This window comes from Shimazuella kribbensis DSM 45090, from assembly GCF_000428065.1.
GTDB lineage: Bacteria > Bacillota > Bacilli > Thermoactinomycetales > Thermoactinomycetaceae > Shimazuella > Shimazuella kribbensis.
The window spans coordinates 97,475-121,714 of sequence record NZ_ATZF01000005.1; the positions used below are offsets into that span (position 1 = coordinate 97,475).

At 37.8% G+C, this 24,240-nt stretch carries 18 protein-coding genes, 2 tRNA genes and 1 pseudogene; 13 read left to right on the forward strand and 8 right to left on the reverse strand.

Translation table 11 applies throughout. From position 1 onward, the window contains the following. Positions 1 to 31: 31 nt before the first annotated feature. Together A3GQ_RS0109485 and A3GQ_RS0109490 are read right to left on the reverse strand one after the other, a co-directional pair. A complete protein-coding gene (locus A3GQ_RS0109485; RefSeq protein WP_028776848.1) occupies positions 32 to 2,350 on the reverse strand; it encodes an ATP-binding protein in 2,319 nt (772 codons plus the stop codon). A 25-nt stretch (positions 2,351 to 2,375) separates the two neighbouring features. Further along, a complete protein-coding gene (locus A3GQ_RS0109490; RefSeq protein ID WP_028776849.1) occupies positions 2,376 to 4,763 on the reverse strand; it encodes an ATP-binding protein in 2,388 nt (795 codons plus the stop codon). A gap of 590 nt (positions 4,764 to 5,353) precedes the next feature. Between A3GQ_RS0109490 and A3GQ_RS0109495 the strand changes: the two genes are divergently transcribed. Together A3GQ_RS0109495 and A3GQ_RS0109500 are read left to right on the forward strand one after the other, a co-directional pair. Next, positions 5,354 to 7,261 carry a heavy metal translocating P-type ATPase gene (locus tag A3GQ_RS0109495; protein WP_169818276.1) on the forward strand — a complete coding sequence of 636 codons (1,908 nt, stop codon included), beginning with the start codon at positions 5,354 to 5,356 and terminating at the stop codon, positions 7,259 to 7,261. 92 nt (positions 7,262 to 7,353) lie between these two features. Further along, positions 7,354 to 7,890: a P-loop NTPase family protein gene (locus A3GQ_RS0109500; protein ID WP_028776851.1), complete on the forward strand. Its 537-nt coding sequence runs from the start codon at positions 7,354 to 7,356 to the stop codon at positions 7,888 to 7,890. A gap of 8 nt (positions 7,891 to 7,898) precedes the next feature. Here A3GQ_RS0109500 and A3GQ_RS23955 read toward each other — a convergent pair whose 3' ends face one another. Next, a complete protein-coding gene (locus A3GQ_RS23955) occupies positions 7,899 to 8,681 on the reverse strand; it encodes a mechanosensitive ion channel family protein (protein WP_051271501.1) in 783 nt (260 codons plus the stop codon). A gap of 187 nt (positions 8,682 to 8,868) precedes the next feature. On the opposite strand from A3GQ_RS23955, the gene A3GQ_RS0109510 reads away from it, so the two are divergent. The 8 genes and pseudogenes from A3GQ_RS0109510 to A3GQ_RS23970 all read left to right on the forward strand — a co-directional run bounded on the left by A3GQ_RS0109510 (position 8,869) and on the right by A3GQ_RS23970 (position 14,151). Continuing rightward, positions 8,869 to 8,952, forward strand: a tRNA-Leu gene (locus A3GQ_RS0109510). A gap of 15 nt (positions 8,953 to 8,967) precedes the next feature. Further along, positions 8,968 to 9,045: transfer RNA gene (locus tag A3GQ_RS0109515), tRNA-Pro, on the forward strand. 244 nt (positions 9,046 to 9,289) lie between these two features. Beyond that, on the forward strand, positions 9,290 to 10,417 hold the full coding sequence (gene tnpB, locus A3GQ_RS0109520; protein WP_028776852.1) for an IS200/IS605 family element RNA-guided endonuclease TnpB: 1,128 nt from the start codon (positions 9,290 to 9,292) through the stop codon (positions 10,415 to 10,417). A gap of 307 nt (positions 10,418 to 10,724) precedes the next feature. Continuing rightward, complete coding sequence (gene rnhA, locus A3GQ_RS0109525) at positions 10,725 to 11,135, forward strand: ribonuclease HI (protein ID WP_028776853.1); 411 nt, start codon at positions 10,725 to 10,727, stop codon at positions 11,133 to 11,135. Positions 11,136 to 11,154: 19 nt separating this feature from the next. Further along, a complete protein-coding gene (queG, locus tag A3GQ_RS0109530; RefSeq protein ID WP_028776854.1) occupies positions 11,155 to 12,309 on the forward strand; it encodes a tRNA epoxyqueuosine(34) reductase QueG in 1,155 nt (384 codons plus the stop codon). Further along, a complete protein-coding gene (locus A3GQ_RS0109535; protein WP_028776855.1) occupies positions 12,290 to 12,790 on the forward strand; it encodes a methylated-DNA--[protein]-cysteine S-methyltransferase in 501 nt (166 codons plus the stop codon). Before queG ends, A3GQ_RS0109535 begins: the two co-directional genes overlap by 20 nt. A gap of 177 nt (positions 12,791 to 12,967) precedes the next feature. Beyond that, positions 12,968 to 13,441 (forward strand): annotated as a pseudogene (locus tag A3GQ_RS23965) (amidase domain-containing protein); the annotation flags it as partial. Between the two features lie 236 nt (positions 13,442 to 13,677). Continuing rightward, positions 13,678 to 14,151, forward strand: a complete 474-nt coding sequence (locus A3GQ_RS23970) for an amidase domain-containing protein (RefSeq protein ID WP_051271508.1) — start codon at positions 13,678 to 13,680, stop codon at positions 14,149 to 14,151. Between the two features lie 140 nt (positions 14,152 to 14,291). On the opposite strand, the gene A3GQ_RS0109550 is transcribed toward A3GQ_RS23970, so the two are convergent. The 4 genes from A3GQ_RS0109550 to A3GQ_RS0109565 form a co-directional block, all read right to left on the reverse strand. Further along, positions 14,292 to 15,191, reverse strand: coding sequence for an NAD(P)/FAD-dependent oxidoreductase (locus A3GQ_RS0109550; RefSeq protein ID WP_028776856.1), 900 nt, complete (start codon positions 15,189 to 15,191; stop codon positions 14,292 to 14,294). A 137-nt stretch (positions 15,192 to 15,328) separates the two neighbouring features. Further along, positions 15,329 to 15,751 carry an Rrf2 family transcriptional regulator gene (locus tag A3GQ_RS0109555; protein WP_028776857.1) on the reverse strand — a complete coding sequence of 141 codons (423 nt, stop codon included), beginning with the start codon at positions 15,749 to 15,751 and terminating at the stop codon, positions 15,329 to 15,331. A 99-nt stretch (positions 15,752 to 15,850) separates the two neighbouring features. Beyond that, a complete protein-coding gene (locus A3GQ_RS0109560) occupies positions 15,851 to 16,681 on the reverse strand; it encodes a Cof-type HAD-IIB family hydrolase (protein ID WP_028776858.1) in 831 nt (276 codons plus the stop codon). A 27-nt stretch (positions 16,682 to 16,708) separates the two neighbouring features. Continuing rightward, a complete protein-coding gene (locus A3GQ_RS0109565) occupies positions 16,709 to 17,881 on the reverse strand; it encodes an MFS transporter (protein WP_028776859.1) in 1,173 nt (390 codons plus the stop codon). A gap of 117 nt (positions 17,882 to 17,998) precedes the next feature. On the opposite strand from A3GQ_RS0109565, the gene trmL reads away from it, so the two are divergent. The 3 genes from trmL (at position 17,999) to yhbH (ending at position 21,937) form a co-directional block, all read left to right on the forward strand. Beyond that, positions 17,999 to 18,463, forward strand: a complete 465-nt coding sequence (trmL, locus tag A3GQ_RS0109570) for a tRNA (uridine(34)/cytosine(34)/5-carboxymethylaminomethyluridine(34)-2'-O)-methyltransferase TrmL (RefSeq protein ID WP_028776860.1) — start codon at positions 17,999 to 18,001, stop codon at positions 18,461 to 18,463. A 399-nt stretch (positions 18,464 to 18,862) separates the two neighbouring features. Beyond that, a complete protein-coding gene (locus A3GQ_RS0109575; RefSeq protein WP_028776861.1) occupies positions 18,863 to 20,761 on the forward strand; it encodes a PrkA family serine protein kinase in 1,899 nt (632 codons plus the stop codon). Positions 20,762 to 20,788: 27 nt separating this feature from the next. Then, positions 20,789 to 21,937: a sporulation protein YhbH gene (gene yhbH, locus A3GQ_RS0109580; protein WP_028776862.1), complete on the forward strand. Its 1,149-nt coding sequence runs from the start codon at positions 20,789 to 20,791 to the stop codon at positions 21,935 to 21,937. A 397-nt stretch (positions 21,938 to 22,334) separates the two neighbouring features. On the opposite strand, the gene A3GQ_RS23975 is transcribed toward yhbH, so the two are convergent. Next, positions 22,335 to 23,768: an alpha/beta hydrolase family protein gene (locus A3GQ_RS23975; protein ID WP_051271511.1), complete on the reverse strand. Its 1,434-nt coding sequence runs from the start codon at positions 23,766 to 23,768 to the stop codon at positions 22,335 to 22,337. Between the last annotated feature and the right edge of the window lie 472 nt (positions 23,769 to 24,240).

A 24,240-nucleotide genomic window follows, 5' to 3' on the forward strand; every position in this document is an offset into this window, starting at 1 on the left:
AGGAACTCCAGATATTCCTTTTTTGTTAATTTTAGGAGACGTCATTTTCATATAATTGGTCAATCATAGCATCAATAGGATCATCTTGCTTTTCTTTGGTCAATGGTTTAAGTCCTAATTTGATTTCTTTCAATCTCGATTCCTCATTTTCTAGAGCCTGAGTACGAGATTGATCTACAAGATCATTTCGATTGCCACTAAACTGTGCAGGAATGGTTTCTTTTGGATTGAGGATAAATACTTCTGATCGTAATACCGTATGTTGCATATAGCAGTGTCTAGGGCTTATTTGATAAAAATCATACTCCGTTAAGGAAAAAGTTTCGGAACGAAGACTTGCTTTTACGGTTTGGGCATCTTTTATACTTCCTAATTGGAAAACAGCATGAGTCCCAAAGTTTCGAAAGAAGGATTCCACATAACTAGGGGGTATATGGTCTTTCAACCCTTGTGTGGATAATATCAAAGGCATGTTGAACTCTCGATAAAAGTCCGTCAATGTCTTCAGATCACCAAATAGGTCAATGAAAGTAGAACCTTCATCAATAATTAACGGATGCTGGGCAAGTTTGCCATCTGCATTTTTTTGTTCCCGAGATACCATCCCAAGCTCGAAGTGACAAATGATGGTAGAAGCAACTAATCGTTGATCACCAGGTGTCATACCAGATAAATCAAAAATAACATAGTGGCCTTCTTCCCATGATTTGACCCATTTGACACCACTTGTATAAGAATTAAGCATTTTGCTAATTCCGGAAGTATTGATGTTTCGAAGACGAGCAGTACTAAAGCTTTCCACAAATTCTCTTGGCCAGCTAATCTTTGTCCTATCCTTTTGCACATATTTAGAAAGCGAGCGTTTTAAGGTTGCTGATTCTGGTAATGATTCATCGAGCTGATCAATGACCCAATTACAAAATTCTGGTTCTTCGATTACACGCTGTATATTTCGTAAAGTAGCTATACCAAGTACACTTAGTGTGTACCCAATAAGCAATAATGTTTCCGTTACGATTGGCTTCCAATCGCTTGAATCAGCTCGAGCCAAGGCTTCAACTACTTGCCCGCCTTTTTGCGTAAGGGAATAATCCACATCAAAAGGATTAAGTGGAAAATTGCCTTCTCGTCCACGAACAACGGTAACTTTATCATGCATTTCAGGAGGGATGCGATCCAATACTTCGTTAGCAAGTGTGCCTTTTGTATCAATCATGGTAAAGCCCATTCGATTTTCATCTGTACGCATTTTGATTAAATCGTCAATAATATTTAAAATAAAACCACTCTTACCTGATCTGGGACCACCCATTACTGCAATGTGATCATCTAGATTTTCAGGCCGAAAATAAATGGGAAATCGAGCAGTAAATCGAAGCCCGTTTCCTACAAAAATAGTGCCTGGTTCTTTGGCGATTTTTCTTACAGCAATTGGAGGAGGCGGATACTGCATTTTTACTCGTATCAATTTACTGGATCCTGATGTTGTCGGCCAGCGAACCATCCCTGCTATTTCAGGCGTTCCTAATATTACTGCATTTTGAGATCTTCGGAATGGAAAGATCCGATTTTTTAATTCATATCGAAACAATGGATGGATGATTCTCCACCATTCTCGAGAATGAAAGCTATTCATTTCAGGTGAATTTAATATAGCAAGCGAACGGTAGGCATGTTCTGTTATTTTTTTCGCATGCTCTTCTGTATCGGCAAAACTGACAATTTTAATTGCTACTTCTGCTTTTGGTTGTTCCATTTTTTCTTGGATCGCATCTAAATACATAGAGGTATCTGGAGATCGATCTTTCTTTAAGGTATTCAATACTTTCCTGAACTTTGGGATCATTTGTTTATCATAAACTGGCCGGACTAAGTATTGGAGTAATAATTCCTGGCCGGGTCCGATATTACTCATATGCTCTACGAGTTGAGTTAAGCTGTCATGATTATTTTTGAATACTTCAATTGGTACAGTAAAGTCACGTTCTAAAAATAATTTCATTCCATTATGAGGCTTAGAGAAATCAAGCCGATAAGGTTCTGTAGCATGTTCATAGTTGAACTCAAAATGCTCCAAGGCAATTCGATCCAGTGTATGCTGTCCAATCGTTTCATTTGGTGCCCAGTAAAAGAATCTTGTCCTTGTTCCTGTTGCATAAGCTTCCCATGCTACCCATGGTTCGTAGAGTGCAAATGGAAAACGCCGGAACCACTTCTGCTGTAAAAATTCGAGGATATTTTGCCATGCGATTGCAGTCATATCATAATGTGGCGATTCCGATAATAAAGTATTGATTTCATAAGTTACCCCTTTAGGGATTGCATGTGGTAAGAAATGATATCTTTTCAATCATGTTCACTCCTTTCGACCGAGACTAATCTTCATAGAAGATATCGATAAAGTCATCTTCTTCTACATCTTCTGTTTGATATGGTTCCATCTTTTTTAGTTTTCGTTCTAGCAATTTCACTTTTTCTTCTACATCGAGCCAATCTTTTTTTATCCGTTTTTGGTTTATCTCATATGTTGCACTTTCTATATCTTGAGCTAATTTAAGTGCGTCTAAAGCCATCTGATCAGCGGTTTTATCATGAGCTGGATTTGGTGGTTGCTTTGTTAGCATACTAAAAGATCGTATTTTTTCGTTATTTACCGTCATTTGTAAGTAAGCAGTATGGTGTTCCAATAAGTTGAAATCACGGGCAGATAGACCATACAGCAACATATTTTCAGCAACAATTTGGGCGTCAGTAGAACTGCCTTGCTGAAAGGAAAAAATGGTACCAAAATTACGGAACAAAGTCTCAATACCTTGGTCAGATAGCTTTGCTTTTAATGCTGAGTTAGCTAAGATGAACGGCACATGATATTTTCTTGCTTCGTTTAAAGTGAATTCAATATTGTCCAATGTGTTATTCATATAAAGACTGGCATCATCTACAATTAGAGGATGCAATGGCATATGTTCTTCTGCATTGAATTCTTTTGATCTTGTAACCATAGCTTGTCGGAACATAACATAAGACGCAGTTCCAAAAAATGTTCTCTCATAAGCTGGACAAGCAGAAGCATCTAATATAACAATATGTCCTTCATCTAAAGCCTCACGCCATTTGATACAGTTTGTCTCTTGGTTTAGCATCTTGCCAGCATAAGAGAGGAGCATTCCTCTAAATCGAGCAAGAGTAGAACTAAGAACAAATTCTTTTCGCCAATCAATACGTTTGGTATCTCGTAAATTTCTCATCAGGCTACGAATGAGAGTGGCTTGTTCGGGATCATTTTCATCCAATAAACAAATAATTCGTTTGATAAATTCTTCGTCTTCGATTAATTTGAGTAAATTCTTTAAGCTTGCCATACCTACTTTAAGCAAAGCAAGGCTATTAACGAGGAACATTTCTTGCATCATAGGATTCCAACTACCAGTGACTCGTCTGATGATTTCAGATATTAAGTTTGATTTGCGGTTATCACTAGCAGGGAAATCAACGTCAAATAAATTAAAGGGATAACGGCCCCCCGCACGGAAGCGAACTACTCGAACCAAATGATGCCATTTCGGTGGAACTTGCTCCAAAACTTGATTTGACAAAGTCCCTTGTGTATCAATTAATGTTAATCCATGCTTATTTTCCTCTGTTTTTAATTTTAGGAAATCAGAGATCATATTGACGATTAAACTACTTTTCCCTGTTTTTGGTCCGCCAATAATCGATATATGGTTTTTCATATCCTCTACAGGGAGATAAACAGGTGCCCTATTAATGTTTCGATTGTTATGGCCTATTAAGATAGTTGGATCAGGTCGATTTGCTAAAGTACGAACTTCGACCGGAATTAAGACTCTTTTTCCTTTAATTTTGATGAATTTTGTTGTTCCGGCAATACTAGGTACCCGTACAAGACCAGCAAGTTCAGGAGTCCCCAAAACTACACGATTATCGGCTTTTCGAAATGAAAATATCCGCTTATTCCATTCATAGCGAAAGAGCGGTCGGACGATTTGCCACCATTCACGAGACTCAAAACGATTTAGTTCTTTCGAATTCATATAGCTAAGCGTCCGTGCAGTTTGGTCTGTTAGTTCAAAAGCTCTTTCATAGGTTTGAGCCGTTGCTGCTATACGTATAGAGACTTCAGCTTGTAATTGAGCACTTTTCCCTTTAATCGCATTAAAATATAGATCGGTTTCTCTTTTAGAAGCGCTCTTGTCACGACTTACATCTCTTAGAGCTTTTTTAAAGGCATTTGCTGTTTGATGATGAAAAATGGGCCTGATTAAAAATTGGAGCCCAACTTGTTCCCCTTCATCCACATTACTAAGAAATTCAAGCAAGGCAGATTGAGTATCTATATTTGGTTTTTCATAAATGCGCATTGGGACAGCAAAGTCACGTTCTAATTGGAGTTTTAGACCGGCATGAGGCAATGAGAAATCCATCTTAGGAGTTTCTGCCAATGTAAAGTTTAGCTCAGGACTCCAAGAATAAAGGCGATTCCAAAATTCATTTCCCCATTGTTGGTCTGGGGCCCAGAAGAAGTACCTCGTTCGTGTGTCATTTGCGTAAATTTCCCATGATATCCATGGTTCGACCATACGAAAGGGAAAGCGTCGGTACCACTTCCATTTCATGTAATCGATGTAATTGTTCAATGATTTTTGTGTTTTTTCATAGTCTGGTTTTGAGCCAATAAGTGTTTCAATCTCATAAGTAACCCCTTCAGGGATGAGAAAAGGTAAGAAGTGAAACCTCTTCAAAATCATCTGCTCCTTTCCCTTACGATATGGGATGTAAGGCTAGTCTGTAATTTACAACGGACATAATCGAATCAACTTCTATGCAAGAAGTGGTCAGATTTTCTTTAAATTTATCATAATAGTGCAGAAAACGATAGTGAAATCAGAATGAAAAAAGAAGCCGCATTCACGGCATCTTTCATAGGTTTGGCGTAAATCTTTCTTATTTGGGATACACCCTCTTATGTAAAGGATAAGTAAAGTTTCTCGAGTAAGATGGGTGTTTTTGAAAAGTTGATTGGTGCACAATCTTATCATTACAAAATAAGTAAAATTTTTTCTCTTCCTCTGAATCTAACCTCTCTGAAGTATCTATTTTCTATTAGCTCAATAATCGTTGGGCTTTTCTTATTCCTATCGCTTAAAATCCCTGAACTATTTTAACTGAATAAAACAAGAGATGCTATTAAGTAGAAATAAGTATTCACAAATAATCATTTCTATATTATAATAATTACAAATAAGTTGCAGATGGGCAAAAATGAAAATCATTCTCATTACATACTTTCTTTTTGTCCCTTCGGAAAAATCCAGTGATGGTGGTGATCGAGATGGAATTAGTGACGTATAAAATAGATAAAGAGAAGAATGAACAACAAGTAGAAATGAAAAGTACCGATCATTATTTGGAGTTTGCTTTTGCTTTTTCTAGTGGTCTGCTTACCTTGATTGCTTTTTTCCTTGAAAAAATAAGTCTTCCATATGCAATAGCTATGTATCTGATGGCTTTTTTGATCGGTGGGTATATCAAATCAAAAGAAGGGCTAGTGGAGTTATGGAAAGAGCGTGAATTTGGTGTGGATTTGCTCATGATGATAGCAGCATTAGGAGCAGCATCTATTGGCTATTGGTTGGAAGGGGCACTTCTTATTTTTATTTTTTCACTTAGTGGTGCTCTCGAAACGTATACGATGGCAAGAAGTGAACGAGATTTATCCAATCTCCTCAGTCTCCAACCTGAAGTAGCAACACGGTTAAATTCAGATGGATCAGAGTCAGAAGTACCAATTACTCGTTTACAAATCAATGATGTAGTAGTAGTCAGACCAGGTGGAAGGATTCCAGTTGATGGACTAGTGGTTGAAGGAAAATCGGAGGTTGATCAAGCTACAATTACAGGAGAATCTACACCTGTAGCCAAACAGCAAAATGATCAGGTTTACGCAGGGACGATGAATAGTACTGGATCTTTAATGATTAAAGTAATGGTATCAAACGAAAACAGCCTGTTTGCAAAGATTGTAAAAATGGTTGATCAAGCAAGGGAAGAAGTTCCTACATCTCAGATAAAAATGGAACGCTTGGAAAGAACGTATGCTAAAGTGATCCTACTCACCACTGTGTTACTATTGTTTGTTCCGCACTATATTGTCCAGTGGAGTTGGTCAGAAACATTTTATCGTGCGATGGTTTTCTTAGTTGTTGCGTCACCCTGTGCTCTTGTTGCATCGATTATGCCTGCTATATTGTCAGCTATGTCGAATGGCTCACGCAAGGGTATCTTGTTTAAAAATGGAATGCAGTTAGAAACACTATCTGAAATTCGGGTTGTAGCATTTGACAAAACAGGAACGCTGACAGAAGGAAAACCAATCGTGACGGATATTATGGAGTTAGCAGATTTATCGGAACAAAAATTATTACAAGCTGTTGCGTCCATCGAGTGGTTATCCGAACACCCTATAGCCAAAGCAATCGTAACAGACGCGAAAAACAAAGGTATCGATCGTTCAAAACCAGAAGAATTATATGCAGAAAGCGGTTATGGTGTAAAAGCGAGATATCAAAATAAAACATGGAGAATAGGGAAGCCTGCATGGTTCAGCCTTTCTAGTGATGTAAACAGGAAAGTCCATGATTTAGAAGAACAAGGAAAAACAGTTGTGGTAGTAGAACGAGAAGAAGAAATTGTTGGTATCCTAGCTCTTCGGGATACCATTCGTGAAAGTGCAAAAGCTTTGATTCAAAACTTGCATAAAATGGGTATTCATACTGTAATGTTAACAGGTGATCAAAAACGGACTGCTGAGAGTATTGCAGACGAATTAGAAATTCGAGAGTATTACAGTGGACTATTACCTCAAGATAAAGTGAATATGGTAAGAGATCTTCGTGAAAAACACGGTAAAATTGCCATGGTTGGTGATGGTGTAAACGATGCACCTGCATTGAGTCAAGCGAGTATGGGGATTGCTATGGGGGCTGGTGGAAGTGATATAGCTCTTGAGACGGCAGATGTTGTGTTAATGAATGATAATCTGTCACGAATCACAACCGCAGTTCGTTTATCCAAGCGTATGAAGCGAATTGTTTATCAGAACCTTATTTTTGCAGGAAGTGTCATTTTGTTGTTACTATTGTCCAACTTTACGGAGTTAATTAATTTACCACTAGGTGTCGTTGGACATGAAGGTAGTACATTACTTGTTATTTTAAACGGATTGAGATTGCTTCGATAAGAGAGGTTCATACCTCTCTTTTTTTTTGCGTAAAGGTAAAATAATGGATAGAGAACCATTTTTAATCTCACGCCATATCAGGAGGATTGTTTATGGAGCGAATTTGTATAATTGGATCACCTGGTTCCGGGAAGTCGACGCTGGCCAAGTACTTAGGGGATATATTAGAATTGGAAGTGATTCATCTGGATACTCTATTTTGGCAACCAGGATGGGTGTCCATTTCTAATGAGGAAATGCTGTTGAAGCAAGGAAAGGTTATTCAAAAAGAGAAATGGATCATGGATGGTTCCTATAGCAATATTTGGACACCAAGGTTAGAAAGAGCCGATACGATTATTTTTATGGATTTTTCACGATGGATTTGTCTGTATTGTGTGATGAAAAGATATTTCTTACATCAAAACAAAACGAGATCGGATATGGGACAAGGATGTCCAGAAAAAATAGATTTTGAGTTTTTATCTTTTATTTGGAACTACCCAACAAATCGCCGTTTTAAAGCATGGAATATTACAAAGGAATACGCTGATGTAAAACAAATTTTTGTCTTTCAAAAACAACAACAGGTAACATCGTTTTTAGAAAAAGTAAAAAAAGGAGATTCTATTGATAGAATCTCCTTTTAAGTTGTAGGTTAAATTACATCATTTTTTTCCGCTTCAATAATTTGTTTCGCATGTTTTTCAAGAAAACTGGCTACTTCTCTTCCTTTGTTAGGTTCTGTTTTAGCGATGATTCTTATGTAGTTTTCTGCTTTGTTTGGAGTACGCACATCCAGCACTGCTGGTCCTTGCACTACATCTGTCATTTCTTCTTTTAGAAGGTTTAAGTTTGCTTGAATCTCAGCGATAAAATCGAGCATGTTTTTACCGTTTGTATAGTGGACTTTTACGTCTACAATTGTATTAGAAGTTCCTTTGGAGTGGTTGGTTAACGATTTTAATTCGCGATTGGGGATGAAGTGCAGATCACCATTTAGATCGCGGATTTTTAGAACACGTAATCCGGTTTGTTCTACTACACCCGAAAATCCATTAACTGTAATGTGGTCATTCACATTCACTTGATCTTCCATTAAAATAAAAAATCCTGTTACAATATCACTTACAAGTCCTTGTGCACCAAAACCTATTGCTAAACCAATAATTCCTGCACTTGCGATCAGTCCAGTGGCATTGATGCCAAATTGATCCAATAAAGCTACAACAGCAATAAAAAATAGAACATATCCAATAAAGTTGCTAGCAAGACTAGCCATTGTTTGAAGACGTGAATTTTCTTTCTTTCTTCCAACTATAAAACGATAAATAATTCCTTTGATGATCAGAAAAGCGATGTACGTAATGAATACGATGACTAAACAACTTACAAGAATATCAGTGACATGAGCCCAGTTGATATCAAATTTCCAATTCATGATGTATTCCTCCTTTACGATGATAAAGTCCAAACAAGTAGGTATAATATAGCATATTTTTCAAAGCAAAACATATTGAATATTCATTCAACAACAAAAAAATACGGATAGGACAGAAAAAGATATTTTTATTTAAAAAAGGATTGACAGTTTGGCATATATGTCGTAAGATAAATCTTGTCGCTGAGCCGAAGTGGCGGAACTGGCAGACGCGCACGACTCAAAATCGTGTTCCTTTGGAGTGTGGGTTCGAGTCCCACCTTCGGTACCACCTATAATTGCATATCGGGGTGTAGCTCAGTTTGGCCAGAGCACTCGCTTTGGGAGCGAGGGGCCGCAGGTTCGAATCCTGTCACCCCGACCACAATTTAGGTGTCAAGATGAAGGCATATTAGAGAAAAAATCTAATGTGTCTTTTTTCTTTATATCTTTGCGAGTGGGAAAACCCCTAGCTTCAGCTATGGAGAGGAGAGCGAGCGTCAGGCGAGGGAGGGGCGATTTTTTCCTCTCGCAAGCCAGACCATTTTTGGTGAGATTATTTGAATATACTTACTATTTGTTGTGAAAGGAGCCGCAGGATATCGAAAATCAGCAAAGGAGGTGAGCCCATGCACAAGTCATTTCAATTCCGACTTCGACCAACCAAAGAACAAGCAACGTTAATAAATAAATCGATTGGGTGCAGCCGATTCGTATTCAATCACTTTCTTAGCCAATGGAACGAAGCGTACCAAGAAACGGGAAAAGGGTTCACCTACGCGAAATGCTCTAAGCTACTCAGGGAACAGAAAAGAGAGCTCATTTGGCTAAAAGAAGTGGATTCCACTTCTTTGCAAAACACGTTAAAACATGTAGTGGATGCTTTTTCTCGTTTTTTCCAGAAGCAAAACGATGCTCCTCAGTTCAAAAGCAGAAAAAATCGAGTCCAAGCCTACACCAGCCAATGCAACTACCCAAAAAACAGCCATCCTACGATTGAAATGAATGGAAATAAAATCAAACTGCCAAAACTAGGTTGGGTGAAGTTTGTAAAATCAAGAGAAATCAGTGGTCGTATTTTGTCCGCGACGATTCGTCGTACTTCGACAGGGAGATATAACGTATCGATTCTCTGCGAAGGAAGCTATAGAAGAGCTGTTCCAGCGCAAAAAGAAGCGATTGGCATCGATTTGGGACTCAAAGACTTTGCAGTCTTCGATGATGGGAGCAAAGTGAATCCTAGTCGTTTTTTTCGCCGCTATGAACAAAAATTAGCACAAGCTGGGCAAGTCTTGTCACGACGAAAAAAAGATGGTTCCAATTGGCACAAAGCACGAATCAAAGTCGCACGTATCCATGAAAAAATCACTAACGCACGCCATGACTTTTTACAGAAACTATCAACGAAACTGGTGAACGAAAACCAAGTCATCAGTATGGAAGACCTGCAAGTGAAAAACATGGTAAAAAATCACAAACTAGCAAAATCAATCACGGATACATCATGGTCGGAATTTGTTTCCCTCCTCACCTACAAAGCAAACGAATACGGGAGAACCCTTGTGAAAATAGGGAAAACATTTCCCTCTAGTCAGCTTTGTTCGTGCTGTGGATATCGGAATAGAGAAGTCAAAAAACTCCAGCTGCGGGAATGGACATGCCCCGAATGCAAAGCACACCATGACCGAGACATCAACGCAGCAAAAAATATATTGCGAGAAGGAATTCGACTCGCCGCCGTGGGGCTCACGGTCTGAGCTTGGTACATTTCTTTGGAGTACCGAAGATTACCCAAGAATCACCCGGCTTCAGCCGTGGGGAGTTGTCAAAGAGGGATTTAGCAAGAGATAAAGTGTTTTTTTGTAGGGATCAATCATCTCAACGAACTGAACCTTTAAATGGTGGTAAATAAGGAGAGAACATTTGATCTTGATATATGTGAATTAACGGAGTTCCCAAAATCTGATTTCTTCAAAATAAAGTTGATTATAGTTTAGTTCATACGGTCCCATTTACTCGTTTGACAATTAGATTGAGTTTTTTATTTGATAGGGAGGTATGGAGTTGAAAGAAGTAACTATCTATACGGACGGTGCTTGCTCTGGTAATCCTGGTCCGGGAGGTTGGGCAGCTATATTAATCCATGGTGAACGTACGAAGGAAATCTCTGGTGGAGAGGTGCAGACAACAAATAATCGAATGGAATTAATGGCTGTTATTCAATCGCTTAAAATATTAAAACAGACATGTAAGGTGAAAGTTTGCTCAGACAGTGCTTACATTGTCAATTGTTTTCGGGAGAAATGGTACGTAAAATGGGAGCGATCGGGATTTAAGAAGAATGAGGATTTGTGGATACAATTATTAACATTGTATCGCAAGCATAGAGTAGATTTTGTAAAGGTGAAAGGTCATAGCAACGTAGAATTAAACAATCGATGTGATGAATTGGCCAGAGCAGCAGTACCTAAATAAGGAAAGGTAGGTGGGATAAATGAATGGCGCACAGCTCAAAGAAATGTTGATCACAAAAGCAAAAGAATTGAAGATTGATAAGATTGGTTTTGCCTCTGCTGATCCTTTTTTAACATTAAAAGAGCGGTTGCGCGAACAGCAAGATAGAGGTTTTGCATCTGGATTTGAAGAGTCAGATATAGAACTTCGTACACAACCTGAAAAACTGATGCCTGATGTAAAAACGATCATCGCGATTGCTGTTGCTTATCCTGCCAAACTAAAGAATCCGCCAAAGTCTGAACCTGGAAATTATCGTGGAATTTTTTGTCGTGCTTCTTGGGGGACAGATTACCATCATGTACTGAAACAAAAGTTAGATGATTTATCTGATTACCTGCATTCATTGGTGCCTAATGCAACTATTCAATCAATGGTTGATACTGGTTCTTTAAGTGATCGAGCAGTAGCAGAGCGGGCAGGTATTGGTTGGAGTGGAAAAAATACTGCTATTATTACAGAGGAATATGGTTCTTGGGTTTATCTTGGTGAGATGTTAGTAGATGTGTATATACCAGCCGATGATCCTATTGAAGATGGATGCAGAGATTGTACTTTATGTATGTCAGCTTGTCCTACTGGAGCACTTGTGGAGCCAGGTCGTCTTGATGCTCAGTCTTGTATTGCATATTTAACACAAACCAAAAAAATGATTCCAGAACAATATCGTGATAAAATCGGTAATCGCCTTTACGGATGCGATACATGTCAGACGGTCTGCCCAATGAACAGAAAACGTTATTTTGATCATCAAGCTGAATTCACACCTGACCTTGAAAAAGTCAAACCATTGTTAAAACCCCTTCTAAGATTAAGCAATAGGCAATTTAAGGAGCAATATGGGAAGATGTCTGGTTCATGGCGTGGGAAAAATCCGATACAACGCAATGCAATTATCGCTTTAGCTCATTTTCGTGATAAATCTGCAATTCCAGATTTAATCGAGCTATTGCAGGCAGATGCTCGTCCTGTAATTCGTGGTACTGTAGTGTGGGCATTAGGAAAAATAGGCGGGTTGGAAGCTAAACAGGCTCTTACTGAAGCTTTGAGTCGAGAAAAAGATGATATAGTGCTGTCTGAAATTCATACAGCTTTGGCAAAATGGGAGCAAGAAGATGCAAGTATTATGGGATAAATGGGAGACGGAGAGTCCCTTTGGGACCCTAACAGTTGCTGTTACTGAAAATGGATTGTGTTATATTGGCTTTGAGGATGAACGATTAGAACAATGGTGTCAAAGTTCCATTTTCGATGCTCATATCATACAAGATTCCACTAGGTTACATCCTTACGTATCCCAATTAAAGGAATATTTCCTAGGAATCCGAAAGACTTTCTCTGTACCTCTTGATCTTTATGGTACGAAGTTCCAGAAACGAGTCTGGACCGCTTTGCAATCCATTCCATATGGAGAAGTTTGTTCTTACAAAACCATAGCAATTGCAATTGATTCCCCCAAGGCAGTCCGGGCTGTTGGCGGTGCGAATAACAAAAACCCTATTCCTATTATCATTCCATGCCATCGTGTGATCGGGATAAATGGTAAGTTGGTTGGCTATGGTGGTGGATTGGACAAGAAAGAATATTTACTTTCCATGGAACAAAAACTCGCCTAGTATACAGGTGAGTTTTTTTATTTCCTGATGATAATAGAGGGTAACTTGTTTAAAAATCGCTAAGAAGTTCTTAGCGATTTTTTTGATTTGAAGTAATATCGAGTTTCAGCACCGGTTGATAATTTTTTGCCATGATACATTTTTTCTCATATGAATAAAGAAGGGGGTTAAAACATGTATAACCGGGAACAAGCTGTTGTCTATGCAAATACGTATTGGAACTCACATAATCCAGCATATCGCTTTTTTGCAACAAATGATTGTACCAATTTTATTTCTCAATGTCTGGCTGAAGGTGGCTTCCCGATGGAGTCAAGTGGTGACCGGAAGAGAGGTTGGTGGTATCGGAAAAAAGGGACTACACATAATTGGAGTTATAGTTGGGCAGTAGCTCATAGCTTTTACTATTATCTACGAAGAAAAGCACATGCAGTGTTACAGGCGAATCAATTACAGATAGGTGATATCATTTGTTACGACTTTGAAGGGGATGGAAGATTTAATCACAGCACGATCGTAACACATAAAGATAAAAATGGAGAACCATATGTCAATGCCCATACTGTAAATAGTCAGCAACGTTACTGGGTCTATCGGGATTCCTATAATTGGACGCCAAACATTAAGTATGCATTCTTTCATATCAGATGATAAAAACTTATCCATTCGATTTTTAGGTTCATTGGAAATATTATTTTATTTCTTAAGTAATGATCCATCTGGATGGATACTCTGTCTTGATATTGGAAGTTACTTGACGTGTCGGTTTTGTAATACGACAACATTAAAAAATGTTCATTCCATCCTTAATCGAAACAATTTCATCATACCATGAACGGTGGCACCTTCTTTCGTTTTTCATATAGATGTATGGAGGGGGTAGAGGTATGTATAATCGAGAACAAGCAGTGGCGTATGCAAACACGTACTGGAACTCATATAACCCTGCATTTCGATATTTTTCTACAGATGACTGTACTAATTTTATTTCCCAATGTTTATATGCTGGTGGCTTTCCCATGGTTGGTGGCAGGAATCGAAGTAAAGGTTGGTGGTATCACAGGGGAAACCCGAATAACTGGAGTTTCAGTTGGGCAGTAGCTAATAGTTTTTATTGGTTTTTACGCGGTCACGCTGTACAAGTGTCAAGAGTGGAAGATTTGCAATTAGGAGACATCATTATGTATGACTTTGAAGGGGATGGCAGATGGAATCATAGTACCATTGTCACCTATAAAGATGAAAATGGTCAGGCATATGTAAATGCCCATACGAACAATAGTCAATATCGTTACTGGCCTTACCAAGACTCCGCTGCTTGGACACCTAATATCAAATATGCTTTTTTTCATATAAGGTAGCTAATGATTGAAGGATTCAGTACTTCACCTAATCAGAAGTTAATATCAGTCTTAAATACTGTCATCCTATGGTTGGATTTTCGATGTTTTAGGAAGGAGTAAAAGCGGGCTAACATCAGTTTAACCCGCTTACAAACAAATCAGGCAAACTCCCTTTCCGTCAGATCCGCATTCACGCCCATAGCAGCTCGGCTGCCTTCTGCTGCTGAAGAGATTAGATGAGAAGGGGTAATAGTGTCTCCCGCAACATAGACACCTTTTATATTGGTTCTGCCGAAATCATCTTTTATTATTTTTCCTTGATCATCTGCTTCACATCCCAAAAGTTCATGAAAGGAAGATGCTTGAATCAGTCGTGGGGATATAAAACCTCCCATTCTTTGTACTTCATGATTCTCGAAGATCACACGTTCTAATTGTCCGTCTTTACCCACTAATGAAATGATTTTTTGATCTTGTACTTGTATTCCTTTTTGCTCGAGTTTTTCTTTTTGTTTTCGATTTAAATTTTGCTGGCCATTTGTACAAACTATTAAATCTTGACTCCAGTTCCATACCATAGTTGTCAGATGAAAGACGTTTTGTTGCTCCGATATAACAATCAAAGGTTTATTTCTTAACTCCCACCCATCACAGTAAGGACAGTTGAATAAGCTTTTTCCGTAAAAATCGTTTATACCATTAATAGCTGGGAGATTTTCTTTTAAACCAGTGGCAAGTATTATATTTTTAGCGTATATTTTCTCGCCATCTGCCTGAGTTAAACAGAAATAAGCTGGATATTTATCTGTTTCTACTTTTGTAATTCGGACATTTTGCATTTCCACAGAAGGATAATGACTGATTTCTTGATGGGCTATTTTTCTAAATTCCATTGGATGGATTCCGTCTCTTGTTATAAAACCATGAGACTCTTTTGTTACTCGATTTCTTGGATTATTATCGTCGAATAAGATCACATTCCGTTTTGCTCGGCCTAGTACTAAGGCTGCATTTAGCCCTGCTGGACCACCGCCGATAATAGCGCAATCCATTATCATGAAAATCACTCCTTTAATAACATAATTTAAAGATCGCTAAATACCTGAACTACATGCGCATTGTAGGAATCTGAATAGATCCAGATGTTCCTTTAAAGACTTTAAAGACACTTTAAGTCTGAATTAGATGAAAAAAATTATCGAGATCCACTCGATAGGACAGAAAGATTTACATTTCCAACTAGGTCTACTAACTTTTTTTCACTCAAATATTTTATTAGTTCGCCTTCAGCATCCATCATGACTTCTTGAATAGCACAATTATTTCGAGCATGTTCTAGACCGCACTGAAACAAAGATGTAGTGCCTTCGATAGCGTAAATGACATCTAGAAAGGAGATATCATTTTTTGATTTGGATAATTTATATCCACCATTTGCTCCTGTATTGGATTCAATCAAACCAAATTTCACCAACTTGGTCAAAATTTTAGAAAGGTATGTTGGGGAAATCTCCTGCATTTCAGCCAATTGTTGAACTGTTATGATCTTTTCTGGAGGCATTGCTAGAATATATAACATAGTGTGCAAAGCATAATTGGTAGCTCTTGAGTACTTCAAGTTTTCACCTCGAATAAAGACTCATTGAATCTATAATATAGTATTGGAAACGTATAAACAAGTCAAATGAGAAAGGAATTCTATTGTGAACTTTTTATTTTATCGAAATACGGAACGTGAAGGGCGCATTAAGTAATGTTGAATGAGTGTTACAATGCCATCTGCATCGTTAGAAGGAACTTCATGTGTAGCGTACTTTTTGGCTAAAGGATGTGCGTTCCGGACAGCTGCGGCTAAAGATGCCGTTTGAAACATCGTGATATCATTACAGTGATCACCAATGACAGCTACCTGCTTTGCTGAAAGATTTATCATACTTAATACTTTATGGAGAGCACTTCCTTTGGAAACATTGTTAGGTAATATTTCGAAATAATTATCTGCTGCTTGTACAAACTCGACACGATGGGCAAAGGGATGGATCGTGGACCAATTTTTTAGGAATTCCATTTCTTTCATAGATCCAATCAATTGTATTTTGAGAATAGGTTCGTATAGCGGCATTCGTGGAGGAAATAAACGATATCGTATAGGGAATTGTTCCAATTGATATCTTGTTGACACACGCATTCTTCTTATATAGATGCTAGTTGGGCTATGAAGAAGTATATCAGCTTCTATTGGTAGATTTTCCATCGCTTTTAATAATTTTTCAATAATGAATGGCGGCAAACTAGATAGAGTAATTACTTCTTTTTTCAATGGAAGGTAGATTGCAGCTCCATTATAGAGAATCACTGGGTCCACTACTTGGAGCTGATCAAGATACATTTTACATTCTGCTAGACTTCTTCCAGTCGCAATCGTGAACCTTCCGCCATTTGTCCGATATTTTGTAATGTGTTTTTTGGCTGCAAAGGGAATCTGGCAATCCGAATTTAATAATGTTCCATCTAAATCAGATACGAGAAAGGGAAATGTTGGATTCATTACACTTAACCTCACAAATTTATAGGATTAGGCAGAGTTGAGTTTCTGGGATGAAAAACGTAATCCTAGAAAAAGAAACATCCCAAGGATTGAAACGATACTAAATAGGAGATAAACGAAATGAATATTAGCATGTTCTAATATGATTCCGCCAACGAGCGTAAAGAACCAATTACCAAGACCTAAACTAACTCCACTATATATTCCGATTGCTGTAGTCTGTAATTGCTTTGGTGTGATATGTTGTACATATTGGATAGAAACAGGGATGAATATCCCTAAGGAGAACCCTTGAGCAACATTGATCACATAAATAATATCTTTAGCAGAAGGATAAAAAAATAAAAAATATTGAACTGCGGAAACCAGGGAAGCGATACATAGAATGGTTGCGATATTTATTCGTTTTAGGAGTTTACCTGCTAGGCTCATAAAAGGAACTTCACTGCCAACACTGATTAAAAAACTAATGCCCAGTCCTGAAATAGTCCCTCCTAAACTGATAAAAAGTATCCCATAAAAGGAATTGTTAGAGAGCATAGCACCATAAACAAAAAAACAGGCAAAGAGAAAGAGTACAAATTTCTTATGTGTCAGTAGTTTTTTTATTTCATTTTTGGAGGGGTATGTTTTCTTACTCTGCCAGTCAAAGACTGGTAATTTCCATGCAGTAAGTGCTGATAAGAGCAGGAATAGAGAAAAGGTATAAAAGATTATTTTCAACGAATAGGTTTGAGATAATTGCCCAAGGGCCCAAACGGCTAAAGCATATCCAACCGCACCCCATAATCGAAAGTTTCCAAAAGATAGGTTGAATCTTTCTGTGTAACTCATAATAATACTCGTTGACACAGGTTCAGCAGCGGCTTGAAAAAAAGCAAGTGTAAGAGATAATAAAAGAAATAGCGAAAATCCATGGAGAAATGGAAATACGATCCCTAACCCAGCTGAGAGTAAAATGGTAACGATTAAAATGAAATGAAATCGCTTGGTAATATCGGCGACATATCCCCATAATGGTTGGACAAGTAGCATCATAAGTGGATTGATCGATGCAATAATTCCAATTTGTGTTCCTGTGAACCGAAGTTCTTGGAGATACAAACTAAAAAGGGGTGCAAATGAACCCATTGCGATAAAATACAATAGAAAGAAACTGGAGATGATAAAAGCATTTCTTTTCGGCGCTGAATGAATCAAAAAATTTACTCCTTTACCTGTTTCTATTATTATAAAATGTTAATTTTTAAATTTAAAGTGTAAAATAATACATACATTGAATGATTTGCCCATTTGATTATGTTAGGAGATAAAGATATGCCTTTTCACATTGTTTTAGTTGAGCCTGAGATTCCTCCCAATACAGGAAATATTGTACGTACTTGTTCAGTTACTGGAGCAAAGCTGCATTTGATAAAGCCGCTTGGTTTCTCTATAGATGATACCCAATTAAAACGAGCTGGACTCGATTATTGGTATGATCTAAATATTCAAATGTATGATTCATTTCAAGAACTTCGTGAAAAATTTCCTGATAATCGCTTTTTTTGTGCTACTACCAAAGCACAAAATTCTTACGCAGCATTCTCTTATCGAGAGGGAGATTTTTTTGTTTTTGGAAAGGAAACCAAAGGCTTAGATGAGTCGATTTTAAAAGCAAATAAAGAGAGTCTTATTCGAGTTCCGATGTTACCTGATGTACGTTCCCTTAATTTAGCAAATTCGGTAGCAATTGTACTTTATGAAGGTTTACGTCAGCTCGAATTTCCAGGTTTGCGATAATTACTAGAAAAAATCACATGAAATAAAAGGAAATAAATACAATGCTTTACTAACAAAAAAAAGGGAAGAAGGTCTTCGGTAATGTGCGAAAACCAAGGAAAAAAAGGTCATCTTGATGTATAATAAATAGTAGGGAATAGAATGGAATTACAAATCCATTCTTTTTAATTCATACATGATACAGTGGATGTTCTCCCATTTGCCTAGAAAATACGGATAGAATTTCGAACTCCCATTTTTCTAAAAGTTTAAAACTTATCGTATCCTTTTTCTATAGAAAAGCATATAGTAATATACACTTTTTCTCTATTTATAGGTTTCAAAGTAGGGGTATTGGTGGAATACGATAATTAAACGGTTAAGCAAGTGAAGCTGGTTCTACCGGAGAGGAGGCTTCCATTGGACATCTTAAAACGTATTTCCGACTACCGTGAAAAAGAGTTGAATTATTTGTGGGAAGGTACGTTTGCTGACTATCTGCAAATTGTCAAGTCACAACCACAAGTGGCGGAAACAGCGCACTCACGTGTCTATAACATGATTAAAAGTCACGGAGTAAAAACAAATGCAGATGGAAGAAAAACGTATTTGTTTTTTAGTGAGGAGCTCTTTGGTCTCAATCATTCGATCGAACGCTTGGTAGAGGAGTACTTTCACTCTGCAGCACGTAGGTTAGACGTGAGAAAACGAATTCTTCTCCTTATGGGTCCAGTAAGTGGAGGTAAATCAACAATTGTTGCCATGTTGAAAAAAGGATTAGAGCAGTATTCTCGCACGGACGAAGGCGCACTTTATGCGATTAAGGGTTGTCCGATGCAAGAAGATCCGCTAAATCTCATTCCTCGAGAACTGAGAGCAGAGGCTGAAGAAGAGCTAGGAGTTCGTATTGAGGGGAATTTGTGTCCTTCTTGTCGTTTTCGTCTAAACGAAGAGTATGGTGGTCGTATCGAGGATATGATTGTCGAACGCATCTTGCTCTCAGAAGATGAGCGTAAAGGGATAGGTACTTTTAGTCCCTCTGATCCAAAATCGCAAGATATCGCTGATTTGACAGGTAGTATTGATTTTGCGACTATTACTGACTATGGCTCTGAATCAGATCCCCGAGCTTACCGTTTTGATGGAGAGCTAAACAAAGCAAATCGTGGATTGATGGAGTTCCAAGAAATGCTCAAATGCGATGAGAAATTTTTATGGAATTTGCTATCACTCACACAAGAAGGAAACTTCAAAGCAGGGCGATTTGCGCTTATTTCCGCAGATGAGTTGATTATCGCTCATACCAACGAATCGGAATATAAATCTTTTATTGCAAACAAGAAGAACGAGGCATTGCAGTCACGGATGATCGTAATGCCGATACCATACAATTTGCAAGTTACCGCTGAAGAGCGTATTTATGGAAAGTTGATCCAACAAAGTGATCTATCTCATATTCACATCGCACCACACTCTCTCAGAGCCGCCGCTATTTTCTCAATTCTGACTCGTCTCAAAGATTCCAAAAAACAAGGTGTAGACCTACTCAAAAAGTTAAGACTTTATGATGGTGAATCTGTTGAAGGTATGAAAGATATCGATATACGCGAGTTACAAAACGAGTTTCTTGATGAAGGGATGTCTGGAATTGACCCTCGTTATGTGATCAATCGTATTTCGAGTGCTTTGATTCGTACCGATCAAGATTACATCAATGCATTAGACATCTTACGATCGCTTAAAGATGGCTTAGATCAACATCCATCTATCACTGCTGAACAGCGTGAGAAATATTTGCATTTCATCTCTGTTGCACGAAAAGAATACGATGAAATTGCGAAAAAAGAAGTACAAAAAGCATTTGTTTACTCCTATGAGGAATCAGCCAAAACATTGATGGATAACTATTTGGACAATGTAGAGGCGTACTGCAACTGGGGTAAAATTCGTGATCCGTTGACAGGAGAAGAGATGGAGCCGGATGAAAAATTGATGCGCTCCATTGAAGAACAGATTGGTATCTCCGAAAATGCGAAAAAGGCATTTCGTGAAGAGATCCTTATCCGTATTTCTGCTTTTGCTAGAAAAGGAAAGCGCTTTGATTACAAGAGCCACGAACGTTTGCGTGAAGCAATTCAAAAGAAATTGTTCGCTGATTTAAAAGATGTTGTAAAAATCACGACTTCAACCAAAACACCCGATGAAATTCAATTAAAAAAAATGAATGAAGTGATTTCCCGATTGGTAGAGGATTATGGATATACTCCTTCGAGTGCAAACGGACTACTACGCTATGTAGGAAGTTTACTCAATCGATAACCGAACGAGGCGGGAGGTGAACCGAAAATGAAGAATCCCCTGTTTATTGTGTCAGAGGAAGATTGGTCCCTCCATCGCAAAGGCTATCAGGATCAGCTGCGCCATCAAGAGAAAGTAAAAGAAGCGATCAAAAAAAACTTGCCTGATCTGGTGAGTGAAGAGAGTATCATCATGTCAGATGGGAAACAAATGGTCAAGATTCCCATCCGCTCCATTGAAGAGTATCGAATTCGCTACAATTTTAATAAAGGAAAACAAGTTGGTCAGGGAGATGGCGACAGCCAAGTAGGTGATGTGATAGCAAGAGACCCCTCTGGCTCTCCAGGTAAAGGAAAAGGCCAAGGTGCGGGGGACCAAGCAGGTGATGATTACTTTGAGGCAGAAGTTTCGATCGATGAATTAGAAAACATCCTATTTTCAGAGATGGAACTACCCCATTTAGAGCAAAAAGAACAAGAAGATATCCAGATTGAAGAAATTCGTTTCACGGATATTCGCAAAAAAGGCTTGATGGGCAATATCGATAAAAAACGAACACTGCTCGAAGCGATCAAGCGCAATGCTTTGGCAGGTTCCAAGCGACGTTCGAAAATCTCGATTGATGATCTTCGCTTTAAAACATGGGAAGAGAAAATCCAGCCTCATTCCAATGCTGTTGTGATTGCGATGATGGATACCAGTGGATCAATGGGTATCTTCGAAAAGTATATCGCGCGTAGTTTCTTTTTCTGGATGGTTCGTTTTTTACGGACCAAGTATGAAAACGTAGAGATCGTATTTATCGCACATCATACAGAAGCAAAAGAAGTAACAGAAGACCTGTTCTTCACCAAAGGAGAAAGTGGAGGAACCATCTGCTCTTCTGCCTACAAAAAAGCGATTGAGATTATCGATAGTCGTTATCCCATCAATCGTTACAATATTTATCCTTTTCACTTCTCAGATGGAGATAACCTCACCTCTGATAATGAAAGATGTGTAGGATTGGTCAAAGCACTAATGGAGAGATCCAATATGTTTGGATACGGCGAGGTCAATCAATACAACCGCCACAGCACACTTATGACTGCTTATCGCCATCTGGTAGACCCGAAATTTTCTCACTTTGTAATCCGAGAAAAGAGCCAAGTGTATCATGCATTGAAGCATTTCTTTCAAGTACAGGAAGTGGTGTGAAAAGAGATCGCCTTCTCGATGGATATGAGGAGGCGATTTTTATGTTTTCATGTTTCTTTATGAAACTGATCCTGGTGGATCAGTTTCTAGTCTAATGGAAAGACATAATTTCGTCATTTATTTTGTCACTTCCTAAAATTAGAATCTCATCTAAGAAATTCTTTTCTAATTCTAAGTCAACTATTAACAAACGATCAACAAGTTTTTGATATTTTTCTATATTGTGATAGGTTTCTTAAACTATTGTATCCAGCTTGTAAGGGATCTTGAAATAGGATTTGGTTATATTTTTTTCGTTCTAGCAAATTAAGTGGTAAATGTTACCTATGTCATCTGCATAACGCAATCTTCTGCAGTATGGGTAGAAGATGCCACCATCCATATATTTATAGATGAACTAATCCAATAATCCCCAATAAATTCCCCAAGGTATAAACAATATACCTGCAAAAATCAATCCACATAATTGTATGCGAATGCCAATTGGTATTCTAGTTGGATGTTTCCACCATTTCACGATTATGATGATGGTAAGAATAATTATAGAAGCTGCTAAGATACGAAGTATCATCCATGGAATTGGTTGCCCAAAAATCACAGGACCAACCAAATTTGCCGCGGTCATAACCATAAATAAGAGATAAATAATAGTTCCCAATATTGTCGTTAAGCCAATAATAGCAAGCCAATTTTCAAGTTTTAAATTTGGGGTGTTGGAGTCACCCTTTTTCCATTTTCGATAAATGGTCATTACCGGAATCTGTACAAAAGCAAATAGTAACAGAATAAAAATAAAGAGTTGTAACCAAGTTGATTCATACCATTTAAGTGGAGGTAATGATTTGCTTTGAGGTGCTTCGGGTAATGAAATATTTGAATCGATATGAATAGATGGCAACTTATTTTCCAAACCATACACCCAAGAAACTACCAAATCAGCAACACCTGGGGTTAGACTATTGGGTCTATCAAAACCTTTGTTATAAGTCTTCTGTAAGTTGTGCCGAGCTCCTTTTATGAATCGGATGATATAGTGAGTATTTCCTCCTTGTTGAAGGGCATTCGTAATAATTTGTGAACTCTGTTTTGTTACAGCTTCTCGATCATAAGATCCCCACATCGCCAGAACAGGCTGTTTAACTTCTTTCCATACTGGAATCGTGTCGTAGTCATATTCAGGATACAGTTTAACACCAATCAGTTGTTTCATTACGGTTTCTTGCATTGTTGGTAGAAGTGATCCTTTTACTTTACCATGACGTAAAAATTCTCCATAACTCCAGGCCTGTTGCTGAGAAGGAGTGTGACCAACCGCACCAGCTACAATGACAAATGCAGTTTTTGGATCACGAACTGCTGCTAATGGGGCAACCCATCCTCCTTCACTAAGTCCATATATTCCTACCCGATTCGGATCTACATTGTTACGATTTCGTAAAAGATTCATACCTGCTATCGCATCATCAGCAAGTAACGAATAATCTCGTGAAGTCATAGAATAACCTTTGGTCCGTTTGTCGTAAATCAAGGTGACTATTCCTTGTTTTGCAAATGCCTCAGCTTCTTTTTGAAACACATCTCTTTTTCCGGTTCCAGCTCCAGAAACCATGAGTATTGCTGGATATTTTTTATTTGCTGAAACTGGGGACACAATTGTTCCTTGTAATACTACTCCATCATTACTTCGAAAGGAGACTGGAGTTTGGGTAGTTTCAAGTTCTTTCCCGTATACAATAGGTACTTTGGTTAAAGAAAACATTGTTATTAGAGACAGTAAGAAGAAAAAAATACTAGGGATGATACTTTTGTAAGTTTTATTGCATGGTGACATGTTTTATCATCTTCTTTTTGGTTAGTTTCTATCTGCCATATATAAAAGAAAATATCACAGAAAACTATTACATATATTGTTCTATCTAATAGCTCTATATGGAAGAGTAATAATTCTATATTACTCTATCACATATAACAATTCAATAGAAATTATTTTGAATTTATTAACGAATACGAAATGTAGCAAACTGAACTTTCATTCCTGATAGAGTAGCAAAATCATGTATTATGGTTCCATCTCATATATTCTATTGCTAAAAATTACTACAGCTCCAACAAGTAGCAAAAGTTGAAGAAGGAAAGTTACAACAATTCCTTCTTCGACTTTTAATAATATGGTATCATTTTCAATCTTTCTCCTTGTTGAAATACTTTCATAAAAATCCTGCATAATACTGATATAACACCTTACGGATATATCTTAAACAGTTAAATCAATACAACTGCCACAGCACACTTATGATTGCTTA